This is a genomic window from Vibrio sp. V38_P2S17PM301, from assembly GCF_009904845.1.
Taxonomy (GTDB): Bacteria; Pseudomonadota; Gammaproteobacteria; order Enterobacterales; family Vibrionaceae; genus Vibrio; species Vibrio proteolyticus.
This window is the reverse complement of the sequence record NZ_WXWO01000013.1, coordinates 61669-74869: the sequence shown is the minus strand read 5'-3', so window position 1 is coordinate 74869 and position 13201 is coordinate 61669. Positions and strand designations below refer to the sequence as shown.

At 53.2% G+C, this 13201-nt stretch carries 10 protein-coding genes; 6 read left to right on the top strand and 4 right to left on the bottom strand.

The window, feature by feature from the left end:
* Positions 1–31: 31 nt before the first annotated feature.
* Positions 32–1177, bottom strand: coding sequence for a sugar diacid recognition domain-containing protein (locus CAG64_RS02945; protein WP_161489098.1), 1146 nt, complete (start codon positions 1175–1177; stop codon positions 32–34).
* Positions 1178–1249: 72 nt separating this feature from the next.
* On the opposite strand from CAG64_RS02945, the gene CAG64_RS02940 reads away from it, so the two are divergent.
* The 6 genes from CAG64_RS02940 (at position 1250) to CAG64_RS02915 (ending at position 7309) form a co-directional block, all read left to right on the top strand.
* Entirely contained in the window at positions 1250–1618 is a 369-nt protein-coding gene (locus tag CAG64_RS02940; protein ID WP_161489044.1) for a YacL family protein, read from the top strand.
* A gap of 191 nt (positions 1619–1809) precedes the next feature.
* Positions 1810–2148: a P-II family nitrogen regulator gene (locus CAG64_RS02935; protein WP_021705722.1), complete on the top strand. Its 339-nt coding sequence runs from the start codon at positions 1810–1812 to the stop codon at positions 2146–2148.
* Positions 2149–2175: 27 nt separating this feature from the next.
* Entirely contained in the window at positions 2176–3405 is a 1230-nt protein-coding gene (locus CAG64_RS02930) for an ammonium transporter (RefSeq protein ID WP_021705721.1), read from the top strand.
* A 136-nt stretch (positions 3406–3541) separates the two neighbouring features.
* Positions 3542–4555: a Fe(3+) ABC transporter substrate-binding protein gene (locus CAG64_RS02925; protein WP_161451766.1), complete on the top strand. Its 1014-nt coding sequence runs from the start codon at positions 3542–3544 to the stop codon at positions 4553–4555.
* A 100-nt stretch (positions 4556–4655) separates the two neighbouring features.
* Entirely contained in the window at positions 4656–6281 is a 1626-nt protein-coding gene (locus tag CAG64_RS02920) for an ABC transporter permease (RefSeq protein ID WP_161451764.1), read from the top strand.
* Positions 6281–7309 carry an ABC transporter ATP-binding protein gene (locus CAG64_RS02915; RefSeq protein ID WP_021705718.1) on the top strand — a complete coding sequence of 343 codons (1029 nt, stop codon included), beginning with the start codon at positions 6281–6283 and terminating at the stop codon, positions 7307–7309. The genes CAG64_RS02920 and CAG64_RS02915 overlap by 1 nt, the downstream gene beginning before the upstream one ends.
* Positions 7310–7345: 36 nt before the next feature.
* On the opposite strand, the gene CAG64_RS02910 is transcribed toward CAG64_RS02915, so the two are convergent.
* The 3 genes from CAG64_RS02910 to CAG64_RS02900 form a co-directional block, all read right to left on the bottom strand.
* A complete protein-coding gene (locus tag CAG64_RS02910; protein WP_040902715.1) occupies positions 7346–8761 on the bottom strand; it encodes a phosphoglucomutase/phosphomannomutase family protein in 1416 nt (471 codons plus the stop codon).
* Positions 8762–8807: 46 nt separating this feature from the next.
* Positions 8808–11213, bottom strand: coding sequence for a GH36-type glycosyl hydrolase domain-containing protein (locus tag CAG64_RS02905; RefSeq protein WP_161489043.1), 2406 nt, complete (start codon positions 11211–11213; stop codon positions 8808–8810).
* A gap of 85 nt (positions 11214–11298) precedes the next feature.
* Positions 11299–13200: a beta-N-acetylhexosaminidase gene (locus CAG64_RS02900; protein WP_161489042.1), complete on the bottom strand. Its 1902-nt coding sequence runs from the start codon at positions 13198–13200 to the stop codon at positions 11299–11301.
* Position 13201: the final 1 nt, after the last annotated feature.

Genomic DNA, 13201 nt, shown 5'->3' with positions numbered 1-13201 from the left:
TGGTTTTGTGCGCTTGCACAAAAAGGTGAGTTCAGGCAAACAGTTTTAGCGACAGGTAAAGCAATAAAATATCATCTAATTTATTGATATTTAATGAGGTTATTTGTGATGCCCTATCCAGTCGGTAGCGTAGAGTATTACGGTGAATGTGCAGTTGCTGACATGTCTGAGCGGCGTCACAATTTAGAGCAAAATACGCTGTTAAGGTTTTTGTCAGTATGCCTTTGCTGTCGTATTCTCGCAGCCGGTCATAGGGTTGGCGTAACTGCTGTGCTTTCCAGGGCGTCTGGAGCACATCATTCATCATAACCGGCAGTTTATGATCCTGATAGAAGAACACTTCTCCTGGCTGACCATGGATACTGCGCAGGGTGAGTTGCGCAGTATCAAAAGATTTTGCCAGACCATCAACGCCACTGAAGTAGTCCCCCAACGCCATTTGAATTGAAAAGTTGCCGGCACTTTTAATGCGTTTGAGCAGTTGATTGATACGACGGGTTTCTGCGCTTTTCGACCAACCCTCCTTGGTCAGAGTGATCGGCTTAAGCACCACGACCTGATTGTCTGATACCGACAGAATACCCACCAGATTATCGCGTTCGGGGTATTCCAGCAGATGCACCAATTGCTGCAGGTGTTCGAGCGATAAGGTGTGATCTTGTTCAGGCACCACATTGACAATGGCGGCCACTCGGGGTTGTGACAGATCCAGCCCGAGCCGCTCGGCGATCGAGACCAATTGAGCGTCATCAAGGCTGGAGCCTTGGATCAATTGCATCACCAGTTCTTCCCGGTGACGTTTATTCCATTCGATCTGCGACATCAGTGCTGCCTGTTCGACGATGAGTTCGGCGGTCATTTTGACCAGCTCACCATAATGGCGTACCTGCTCGGGGCTCCCCGATACGCCAATCACGCCGATCACTCGCTGATGGTAGAGGATCGGCAGGTTGATCCCTGGCTTCACCCCTTTGAGCTTGAGCGCGGTGGCGTGATCGATTTCCACGACCCGACATTCGGTGATCGCCAGGACGGCGCCCTCATGCTTGTGATGCAGGCGCTGACGATCTCCCGAGCCAATGATCCGCCCTTGATCGTCCATAACATTTACCGAGTGAGGGATAATCTTCATGGCACGTTCGACAATTTGGCGTGCAATCGTTTCGTTCAGCTGCATGGTTATAGTGGCGTGTTGAATCAGATCCCTCGATAATAGCAGCAATCTACACCCCGCATCGACAGAGAAAAGATGGACTGCGTATTTAAGAAGAACGCCCTGGATGGCAGTTATTACTGCCAGTGTTCCATGGGACACGAAATTGTTGGCCGTTGGCTACAAGAAGAGATTGGTCACGAGATGGCCCGGATTGAACAGGTGATGGCCTTAGTGGCACAGGCCAGATCCGCGCCGGGTGGTGAGCACCGGCTGCTGGGCCGGGAAATCAGCCTGCTGATCAGCGCCGATGAAGTGATCATAGAAGACAATGCACTGGCTCTGAGTGAGTCAGAAGTGCTTCCGGAAGAGTTTGAACTCTATGACAGCGAAAGTGTTGGCTGCTGTGGTTTGGAAGATTTTGAACAATTGATCCGTCAATGGCAGGCATTTATTCACGGCTAATTTGCACAGTCGTGGTGAAATGGGCACCGACTGCCTTATTTTTGGGAACAGGCTGCACCTTATTGGTGCGGCCTGTTTTGTTTTTTATCACTAGTAGATATCAAAGCTTATGTAAAACAAAGAGTTAAAAAGTTGGCACGCACCTTGGATTATTCCCTGCGTAAAGGGACTACAGCTGCAGAGAGGATGCGATGAAACTGATTAATGCGATTATCAAACCCTTCAAACTGGACGATGTGCGAGAAGCACTGGCGGACGTTGGTATTGAAGGTATGACGGTATCGGAAGTGAAAGGCTTCGGCCGTCAAAAGGGGCACACAGAGCTCTACCGTGGTGCAGAATATCAAGTCGATTTTCTCCCCAAGGTCAAACTGGAGATCGCGACTCAGGCCGATAACGTCGACCGCGTGATTGAGGCCATCACTAAAGCCGCCCAGACCGGCAAAATCGGTGACGGGAAAATTTTTGTTTACGACCTCTCACAAGCGGTGCGGATCCGTACTGGCGAGATGGATGCGGAAGCACTTTAAGATTTCAAAGGATTGGAGAGTATCACTATGGAACTTGCAACAACGGTAACGGAGTTACGTTACGCACTGGACACGTTTTTCTTCCTGATTTCAGGGGCGTTAGTTATGTGGATGGCCGCTGGCTTTGCCATGCTTGAAGCGGGTCTGGTGCGTTCAAAGAACACCACAGAAATTCTGACTAAAAACTTTTGCTTATACGCAATTGCCTGCACTATGTACCTGATTGTCGGCTACAACATTATGTACGTCGACAATGGTGAAGGGGGCTGGCTACCGTCACTGGGAACCTTAATTGGCACACAGGCTGACGGCGCGGATCACTCTCTCGAGTCGGATTTCTTCTTCCAGGTTGTGTTCGTCGCAACAGCGATGTCGGTTGTCTCTGGCGCGGTGGCTGAACGCATGAAGCTGTGGACCTTCCTGGTGTTTTCAATGGTATTGACGGCGTTCATTTACCCGATTGAAGGTTATTGGACCTGGGGCGGTGGTTTCTTGTCTGAAGCGGGCTTTAGCGACTTTGCCGGTTCCGGAATTGTGCACATGGCGGGGGCGGCGGCGGCGCTGGCTGGGGTACTGCTGCTTGGCGCACGTAAAGGTAAATATGGCAAAAACGGTGAGATCTACCCCATTCCGGGCTCAAACATGCCGTTGGCAACACTGGGTACGTTCATCCTGTGGTTTGGCTGGTTCGGTTTCAATGGCGGTTCTCAGCTGATGGTATCGGATTTTGAAAACGCGACCGCCGTCGGTCAGATATTCCTCAATACCAATGCCGCAGCGGCGGCGGGGTCGATTGCTGCTCTGCTGGTGTGCAAAACCACTTGGGGCAAAGCCGACCTGACGATGATTCTTAACGGTGCGTTGGCTGGCCTAGTGGCTATTACCGCGGATCCATTGTCACCAAGCCCGCTGTATTCAGTGGCAATCGGTGCGGTATCGGGTGCGCTGGTGGTCTTCAGTATCGTGGCGCTGGACAAGCTGAAAATCGACGATCCGGTGGGCGCCATTTCGGTGCATGGTGTGTGTGGTTTCTTTGGTCTGATGGTGGTGCCGCTAAGTAACGCGGATGCGAGCTTTGGTTCACAACTACTGGGTGCGGTCGTGATCTTTGCTTGGGTGTTCGGTACCAGCTTACTGGTGTGGGGCGTACTGAAAGCGACGGTGGGTATCCGTGTGTCGGAAGAGGAAGAGCTGGAAGGCATGGACATGCATGACTGTGGTGTCGGTGCGTATCCGGAGTTCGTCACAGCCAAGTAATGTTTAGTTACAAAATACTCAAAAAACCTGCCGACCGAGGCAGGTTTTTTTGTTTTGTGTCATTGTTTTCATCGGTTTCATGCATATAATAACGCAACTGATAAACGTTATCATTACGATGCAAAGGATTTTAGCAATGAAAAAACTGCTCGCTCTTTCAGCGCTGGCATGCGCTGTAACAGCACCGGCTGCGATGGCCGCTGAAGAAGTCAACGTCTACTCATACCGTCAGCCATTCCTGGTTGAACCTATGTTTAAAGAGTTCACCAAAGAAACCGGTATCAAAGTCAACGTGAAGTTTGCCAAGCAGGGCATTGCTGAAAAACTGGCTCAGGAAGGCGAATACAGCCCGGCTGATGTACTGTTGACTGTCGATATCAGCCGTTTGGCGGATCTGTCTAACCGCGGTCTGGTACAGCGTGTTGACAGCGACGTGATTGAAGCGAATGTACCGGCGCAGTACCAGGACAAAGAAAACCAGTGGTTTGCGCTGACGACTCGTACGCGCAGCGTGTATTCATCACGCGACCGTGTGGGCAAACTGGGCGATGATTTCACTTACGAAGATCTGGCCAAGCCAGAATTCAAAGGCAAAATCTGTACTCGCAGTGGTAAGCACCCATACAATGTTTCTCTGGTATCGGCGATGATCGCTCACCACGGTGAAGCGGAGACTAAGACTTGGCTGGAAGGTGTGAAAGCCAACCTGGCGCGCAAACCTCAGGGCAACGACCGTGCTCAGGTAAAAGCGATCAAAGAAGGCCTGTGTGATGTGTCACTGGGTAACAGCTACTACCTGGGTAAAATGATCAACGATAAAGAGCAGAAAGCGTGGGCTGATGCGGTTTACATTAACTTCCCGAACCAGAATACCACAGGTACGCACGTGAATATTTCGGGTATGGCGATGGCTAAATACGCACCGAACCGTGAAAACGCGCTGAAGCTGATGGAATTTTTGACGGCTGACACAGCGCAGCACATGTACGCAGAAGTGAACTTCGAATACCCGGTTAAACCAGGTGTGAAACGTTCTGATCTGGTTGCATCGTGGGGCGATTTTAAAGCTGACACCATCTCCCTGGACGATATCGCTTCTCACCACGAAGCGGCAATTCGTCTTTTGGATGAGGTCAAGTTTGACCTTTAATTGAAATCAAGGGTATAACTGTACCCCTGATGATTAAAGGGACATGAGATGTATTTGCAACCGCATTTATGTGTCATCCAGCCTTGCTGTAATTAGGCGAATGAAAGAAAAGAACCTCTTATGGAAAACCAGTAGTGTGGGCTTAGCCCTGCTGCTGGTTTTGCCGATCTTAGCGATCTTCTACACCGCACTGGGCGACACGGATGATATTTTCTCACATCTGATATCGACCGTGATGCCCACCTATACCTTCAACACAGTCGCTTTGGCGCTCGGGGTGATGGCGTTGAGCTTGCTCTTCGGTATCCCAAGTGCCTGGCTGATGGCGATGTGCCGCATGCCGGGTGAGCGCGTGCTGCAGTGGGCGCTGGTGTTACCTCTGGCGATGCCGGCCTACATTGTCGGTTACATCTATACCGACTGGTTTGACTTTGCCGGACCAATCCAGATCTGGCTGCGTGACATCACGGGCTGGGGCCCCGGGGAATACTGGTTCCCGGATATCCGCACTTTGCCCGGCGCCATTACCGTGCTGGCATTGGTTTTGTACCCGTATATTTATCTGTTGTGTCGCGCCGCCTTCATGGAGCAAAACGTCTCTTTGCTGCAGTCTGCCCGTTTGCTTAAGTGCTCTCCGTGGGAAAGCTTTTGCCGTATTTCCATGCCGTTGGTGCGTCCGTCCATGGCGGTGGGCTTGTCATTGGTGGCGATGGAAACCATCGGTGATTTTGGTACGGTGAATTACTTTGCGGTCAACACCCTGACCACTGCGGTTTACGATACCTGGATGGGCATGTCGAGCCTGACCGCGGCTGCCAAAATTTCCGCTATTATGCTGGTGTTTGTGATTGCTTTGCTCAGCGCTGAGCGATACAGTCGGCGACGACAGAAGCTGTTCCAGAGTCAGTTCAGCAGTCATGAAGATTTTCGTTATACGCTGCATGGCTGGCGCAAGTGGCTGGCGGTGATCTGGTGTTGGGGCATTGTCAGTGCGGCATTCATTCTGCCACTTTTGCAGTTGTGCAGTTACGCATATACCTATTTTGCCCAGAGCTGGACTGCAGAGTTTCGCCAGTACGCGCTCAACAGCTTGCAGGTCTCAACACTGGCGGCGCTGGTGGGGGTGGCCGTGGCATTGGTGGTGAATTTCTTCCACCGCCTGCAGCCACAGCGGCTCAGTCTCGCCTCGATGCGCTTTTCATCGATGGGCTACGCAGTACCGGGTACGGTGCTGGCGATTGGTATCATGGTTCCGGTACTGGCGATGGATCATCTGGTCAACGACGTGGCCAAAGCGATGCAATGGGGACGGCCGGGGTTGATCTTCTCCGGCTCGATGTTTGCTCTGGTGTTTGCCATGGTGGTGCGTTTTGCCGCCGTGGCGATTGGCAGTATCGAAAGCAGCCTGAGCAAAGTCTCTCCGTCGCTGGATATGGCGTCACGGACCATGGGCTGCAACGCCAATCAGATGTTGCGCCGGGTGCACTTACCGCTGATACGCCGTGGTGCACTGATTGCGGCATTGTTGGTGTTCATGGAATCGATGAAAGAACTCAATGCGGCGCTGCTGCTGCGCCCCTTTAACTTTGAAACGCTGGCGACATACGTTTATAACTATGCGTCGGATGAGCATCTGGAGCTGGCAGCAATGCCGGCGGTACTTCTGGTTCTGGTGGGCCTCATCCCACTGGTTGTCGTAAACCGTTCACTGGAGCAACCTCACTGATGAGCTGTGCACTGTCGATTGAAAATCTTACCTGTAAGTACGAAGAGCAAACGGTTCTGGAGGCTTTGTCGCTCGATGTTTGTCATGGCGAGATCGTGTGTCTGCTCGGCGCCAGTGGTTGTGGCAAAACCACGTTGCTGAAAGCCATTGCGGGGCTGTTACCACTCAGTGCCGGTGTGATGAAACTCAATCAGAGCGTCATTGATGACGGACAAACCTGGCTGGCACCGGAAGCGCGCAATATCGGTATGATCTTTCAGGATTATGCGCTGTTTCCCCATTTGACGGTGGCCCAGAACATTGCGTTTGGCCTCAAAGGCAACAATGCGAAAATGCAGGCGGATAAAGTGTCGGAAATGCTGGGCTTAGTCCACTTGAGTGGTTACGAAGAACGGTATCCGCATCAGTTGTCCGGCGGCCAGCAACAACGGGTGGCCATAGCCCGCTCACTGGCTTACAAACCTGATCTATTGCTGCTTGATGAACCGTTTTCCAACATCGATACCCAGGTTCGTCATGAACTGATTGCGGAAATTCGCAAAATTTTCAAACAGCAGGGGGTGACGGCGATATTCGTGACCCACAGTCGTGAAGAGGCGTTTGCCTTTGCTGATAAGATGGCGGTGATGAATCACGGCGTGATCGAACAGTACGGTACGGCTGCAGAGCTGTACTATCAACCGTCAAGCAAGTTTGTGGCTGATTTTCTCGGCGGAGGCAGCTACCTGAAAGCGACTCGTTACTCGGACACTGAATTTGAAACTGAACTCGGTTTAATTGAAGCCACAGCGCAAACTGAGATCACCCCTGGCCAGGGGTGTGAGTTGTTGCTCAGACCACAGCACATCCAGGTGGCGCGTGCAGAAGAGAGCAGTATCCGGGTCGTGGAACAACAGTTCATGGGCGATCATTGCCGCTACGTGATTGACGTGAATGGCGGGAAACTGCTCGCAACGTCCTCCCAGCCGCTGGCAGTCGGAATGCCGGTTACGGTGAAAGTCGATACCCAGGGTGTGTTGGCATTCTGAACCCAACAGCCCGGAAAACCGGGCTGTGTGGTTTGCTTAGCGCAGAGATAAAAACGCTTTCATCTGAGCCAGCACTGACTCGGCGCTGGCCTTGTCTTCCATTTCTGCGAAGATGCGCAGTAACGGTTCCGTGCCTGAGAAGCGGGCAATAACCCAGCCGCCGCAGCGAAAATATACTTTTGCGCCATCGTCATAACTGACGCGCTCTACCTCATAACCAAACTCAGGCAACAACTTGTCGACATAAATTTTGTTGTACAGCGCCTGTTTCTGATCAGGTTTAAAGGTGCAATCGCCTTCGGCGGTATAGGCGTATCCGTAACGCTGGTAAATTTCTCCCAACAGTTCAGACAGCTTCTTCCCGGTCACCGAGATCATTTCCACCAGCAGGCTGGAGGCAAACACGCCATCTTTGCCTTTGATGTGGCCACGAATGGTGAGTCCGCCTGAGCTCTCACCGCCGATCAACGCGTCATCGGCTTCCATTTGAGAGCTGATATGCTTGAAACCGACCGGAACTTCAAAGCTGCGTTCACCATGGTCGGCGGCGATTTTATCCAGCAGGTGGGTGGTGGCGATGTTGCGTACTACAGAGCCAGACCAGCCTTTGTATTCCAGTAGATAGAAATACAACAGGATCAGCACTTCATTAGGGTGAATAAAGTTGCCTTTTTCGTCAATGATACCAAGGCGGTCGGCATCCCCATCGGTGCCAATACCAATATCGTAACCCTCTGCCGCGACCAGATGTTTCAGTCGGTAGAGCGTGGCAGCGCTGGGCGATGGCATCAGGCCACCAAAATCCGGATTCTTGCCATCGTTGATCACGTCGACATCGCAACGGCCGTTGATCAGCACGGTCTGCAGGGCGTTTTTGGCCACACCGAACATCGGGTCGATCAGCACCCGCAGATTGGCGTTTTTGATCGCTTCAATGTCGATGAAGTCGATGATCGAGTCCACAAATTCGTTCATCGGATTGATCGGCACGATATGCCCTTGTGCCACGGCGTGTTCAAACTCGCTGCTGCGTACATCCCCAGCACGCAATACGGCAACCTGTTGCTCGATTTTCTGTGTGATCACCTCATCGGCGTCCCGACCTCCGTCGATAAACACCTTGATGCCGTTGTAGTCTGCCGGGTTGTGCGAAGCGGTGATGCAGGCGGAATAAGCACATTGCATCTGCTTGGCTTTGAACATCACCACCGGAGTAGGCACAAATTTATTGATGAAGCTGACGGTGATCCCGTTACCAGCCAGCACTTCAGCAAACCAGCGTCCAGCCTTGTCGGACAAAAAACGCCGGTCGTAGCCGATAACAAAGCCCCGCTCAGCGACCTGCTCCTGATGAATGATGTTGGCCAGCGCCTGCGCGACCAGGCGTACGTTGTCTTTGGTGAACTCTTCGCCGATAAAGGCGCGCCAGCCACCGGTTCCAAACTGAATCATGTTGCGTCCCTCACGCAAGCGGGCGCCCCAACAGCGCCCAGTATTATTAACCGAGTACCACAACCACCTGGTTGTCACTGCCTTGAGCCTGTGGCGGAATGCGGCCCTGAATTGGCGCCCCGTTGAGAGTGATCGACTTGACGCCTTTGCTGACATGATCAGGGTTCTCGACCTGAATATGGTAAGTGGCGCCGCGCCATTGACGTGTCACTTCAAAGCCTGGCCAGTCCGATGGAATACACGGGTCGACACTCAGACCAGTGAAGCCGCTCTGTATGCCGAGAATGTAGTTAGTGACAGCGAAATACGCCCAACCAGAGGTACCGGTCAGCCATGGGTGGTTGGCACGGCCGTGATCCTGATGGTCGCGGCCCATAATGAACTGCACATAGGAGTAGGGCTCTGCGATACGTTTTTCGATGATGTCATTCTGATTGTATGGATTGAGCGCGTCGTAGAACTTCATCGCTCGGTCACCGCGTCCCAGTTTGGTTTCTGCCACCCATGCCCAAGGGTTCGGATGCGAGAAAATCGCGCCATTTTCTTTCACGCCCTGGTACACGCGGGTGACAAAGCCGATGTCATCGTTCGGCGTCGAGAACGATGGTGCATTAAGGTGCAGACCGTAGGGCGAGAACAGGTGTTCATCCACCGCGTCCATGGCTTGTTCGCCCCGCTCCTGAGAAGCCAGCCCGGAGAGCACGGCTAAGGTGTTGGATTCCAGATGAACTCGGCCTTCCTGTTGCTGCGCGGTGCCAATCTTGTCTCCGTTCTTGGTCAGGCCACGGATGTACCAGCCACCTTCGTCGTCCCATAAGTGGGTTTCACATGCCTCACGAACGTTGGCCGCCATCTCAGTGTAGGTGTTTACGTCTTGGTCTTTGCCTAGGAACTTCGCCAGATCAATGAATTCCTGCAACGCCCAGAAATGCAGGAATGACACCATTGAAGACTCGCCACCGCCAAGGTTGAGGCAGTCGTTCCAGTCGGCGCGCAGGCCTTTGCAGATTCCGGTTTGACCCACGTATTCAGCGGAAAAATCCAGTGCGGCTTTCATGTGCTCGTACACGCTGGCTTCGCCGCCGTCAGCGTAAGGAATCATCTGGTCAAAGAACGACGTTTCACCGGTCTCCATCACGTATTTACAAATGGTCGGGATCAGCCACAGGTGATCGTCCGAGCAGGTGTCTTTGATGCCGTGGATCTTGTCTTCATCTGACGGTGTCGGGACCACTGTCGGCGATTTGGATGGGGCCACGTCTTCTTTCTCCGGATCGAACCAGTCTGGATCAAACAGATGTAACCCGTAACCGGCTTTCACCTGACCACGCAACAAATCCACGATACGCTTGCGTGTCATCTCCGGGTTGGCATGCGGGACGGATATCGCGTCTTGCGCGGTATCGCGGTAACCCAGCCCCGTGCGCCCACCGACTTCAATAAAAGAAGCAAACCGCGACCAAACCACACAGGTTTCTGCCTGATACAGCGTCCAGGCGTTGATCATGGTATCAAGCCCTTGGTTAGGCGACTTCACCTGAAACTTAGCGCAGCGCTCGTCCCAGTGAGCTTTGATCGCCGCAAATGCGGCATCGATATTCTCAACGTCTTGGTAATGTTCACGCAGACGCTCGCCGTGGCCTTTTCCTATTCCCAGAATGTAAGCAAAACGGATCTCTTCACCCGGCTGGAGAGTGAATTGCTTGTGCAATGAGCCACAATGGTTGTAGCAGGTTTGGGCGCTGTTGGAACAGCGGCCTTGTTCCACCGCCAGTGGGTTGGCTTCGTCGCGGTACAGACCGAGGAAGCGGTCGCGCTGACCGTCATACGAATCCGGATCAAACGTCGACGCCAGATAGTAAAAGCCCTCAAAATCGTCGGTGTTGTAATAGAGGTCGTATTCGATCAATCCCGGGCGGTACGCGGTGCCGGCGGAGTACAGTGACATCTGATGATTCTGGTTGTCGGACTGAATGTGGCTGAACGAAAATTCCACAAACGAAAACGCACTGATGGTGCGCACCTGATCAGAGGTGTTTTTAATCACGACGTCCCAGATTTCCGCGTCTTCGCCTTTGGGCACAAACAGGGTTTTACGGGCATGAATGCCGTTGTAGTCGCACTGGAATTTGGAGTATGAGAGGCCGTGACGTACCTGATACTGCGCCTCGTCGAGACTTTTGGCGACCGGTTGCCAGGAGATCGACCAGTAATCACCACTGTCATCATCACGCAGATACACATAGTGTCCGGGACGGTCAAAGGTGGCGTTTGGGCGGAATTTGGTTACCCGGTTGTATTCTGGTGAGTTATAGAACGAATAACCGCCTGCGTTGTGAGAGATCACGGTACAGAATTTTTCGGTGCCCAGATAGTTGGTCCAGGGCGCCGGAACATCCGGGCGGGTAATGACGTATTCACGATTGTCATTATCGAAATAGCCGTATTTCATTGTATTTTCCTTTTGCCTGAGCCGCCTGATGGCGGCTGCTCAATGCGAGTAAAACGGGCGAGTGTACGCACTCGAAGCGATGTCGTTACTTCCACGGAATTCGGTAGCCGATACTTTGCTTGTCCAGCAATGGAAGATGGCCTTTAAGCCGCGACAGATAGTCCTGCCAGTCGCGCTGGGGTTTGTCGGTCCAGCAGGCTTCGGCCAGCGCGGTCAGACGCGGAAACAACATGTAATCCATGCGTGACTGGTCGATAACCAATTCACACCACAATGCACACTGAATGCCCAGGATACGTTTGCGGAGCGGATCGCTGTCCGGGATGTCTGCCAGCGGTTCATACTGATAGGCGGTTTGCAGTGGGATGACCGCTGCCCAGTCAACCCCGGGCTCTTCCGGTGCGTAATCCTGTGCCATATCCAGGTAGGTCGATTGACCGGGTTGCAGAATGACGTCAAACCCTTGTTTGGCGCAGTTCAACGCGGCATCTTCGCTCAGCCATGAATAAATCACGGTATCCTTGCTGACCTTGTCGCCGTGCTGTGCTTCTTCCCAGCCCACCATGCGTTTGCCAAGCGATTTGAGCTTCTGCTCGGCATAGCGCAGCAAATGGCCCTGTAGCTCTTTGGCATCGCGGTAGCCGTGTTGCTCCATCAGTGCCTGACATTTCGGACTGTCTACCCAGACCCCGTTTGGCACTTCATCTGCGCCAATGTGTACCCAGGGGGATGGGAACAACTGCGCGACTTCTTCCAGTACCTGGTCGAGAAACTGATAGGTGCCGGGCAGGGCAGGGTTGAGCACGTTGTCGTTGTAATGCTGTATGCTGCGGTATTGACTGCGGTCCGCCTCATCCACCAGCAGCTCAGGCAGGGCTTTGATTGCGGCGCGGCAGTGACCAGGGACATCAATTTCAGGGATCACGGTGATACCGCGCTCGGCGGCGTACGCGACCACCTGACGGATCTCATCCTGGCTGTAAAACCCGCCGACTCGTTGGGTCAACTGGCTGAACTGAGGCTGCAGAGCTTCGTTCTGACCCCGCCAGGCGCCGAGCCTAGTCAGCTCTGGAAACGCTGTGATCTCGAGGCGCCAACCTTCATCGTCGGTCAGATGCCAGTGAAAAGTGTTGAATTTGTAGTGAGCCAGTTGATTGATGAGACGTTTGACCCGCTGCGTCGGTGCAAAATGACGTGCGCAGTCCAGCATCATGCCGCGGTAGCGAAAGCGTGGTGTGTCTTTGATTTTGACGTACGGCACTCTGGTGCAGTCCGGCTGGGTTTGCACCAGTTGCAACAAGGTGGCACTGGCATGAACAAAGCCACTGGCAGAGCCAGCTTCGAGCAGAATGCCCGTCGAGCCGACCGTCAACTGATATTCCGCTTCGTCCAGCGTCGGATTGGTGCGATATACCAGGTCGCCTTTACCGATGGGACTGAGCGACAGATCATGTAAACGAGTGAGTTCCTCTTGTAACCAGACTGCGGCGTTTTCCGCTAAGCGAGACTGAACCGTGATTTGGCTGTTGCTGGCGAGGGGATAATAGCCTTCAAATTGCTCAACGTTGTTCGGCCTTGGCAGCAGCGCCAATGTGGCGGTGTCTGTTTCTGGTATCTGGCTGCGCTCCCGGTAGGGAGTGGCCAGTGCGAGCGGGGTGACCGCCACCGGATAGTGCTGATCGCCCACACACAGCAACGCATCTTTCAGCCCATCGGTGTAAAAACGCAGCGGAGCGGTGTTGATACTGAATTCGCAGTAAAAGTGCTGGTTGGCGGGCAGAGTTTGGACAGCGGGTGTCAGCGTGCAGAAACTGCCGATCTGTTCGATACTGCCCGGCGCGACGCTATCGGGCAGAATGAAGCGATCCACAATAAATTGCAGCGTCCAGTGATGCAGGTCCTGATCACTGAGATTGTGCAGGGTCAGACCAAAACGGCAGTACTGTTTGTGCTCTGACAGCACTGCCAGGTCCACTCGATAATTCATA

Coding starts and splice junctions, on each gene's coding strand:
- CAG64_RS02945 (WP_161489098.1), bottom strand. CDS start 1,177: ATGCAGCTGAACGAAACGATTGCACGCCAAATTGTCGAACGTGCCATG.
- CAG64_RS02940 (WP_161489044.1), top strand. CDS start 1,250: ATGGACTGCGTATTTAAGAAGAACGCCCTGGATGGCAGTTATTACTGC.
- CAG64_RS02935 (WP_021705722.1), top strand. CDS start 1,810: ATGAAACTGATTAATGCGATTATCAAACCCTTCAAACTGGACGATGTG.
- CAG64_RS02930 (WP_021705721.1), top strand. CDS start 2,176: ATGGAACTTGCAACAACGGTAACGGAGTTACGTTACGCACTGGACACG.
- CAG64_RS02925 (WP_161451766.1), top strand. CDS start 3,542: ATGAAAAAACTGCTCGCTCTTTCAGCGCTGGCATGCGCTGTAACAGCA.
- CAG64_RS02920 (WP_161451764.1), top strand. CDS start 4,656: ATGAAAGAAAAGAACCTCTTATGGAAAACCAGTAGTGTGGGCTTAGCC.
- CAG64_RS02915 (WP_021705718.1), top strand. CDS start 6,281: ATGAGCTGTGCACTGTCGATTGAAAATCTTACCTGTAAGTACGAAGAG.
- CAG64_RS02910 (WP_040902715.1), bottom strand. CDS start 8,761: ATGATTCAGTTTGGAACCGGTGGCTGGCGCGCCTTTATCGGCGAAGAG.
- CAG64_RS02905 (WP_161489043.1), bottom strand. CDS start 11,213: ATGAAATACGGCTATTTCGATAATGACAATCGTGAATACGTCATTACC.
- CAG64_RS02900 (WP_161489042.1), bottom strand. CDS start 13,200: ATGAATTATCGAGTGGACCTGGCAGTGCTGTCAGAGCACAAACAGTAC.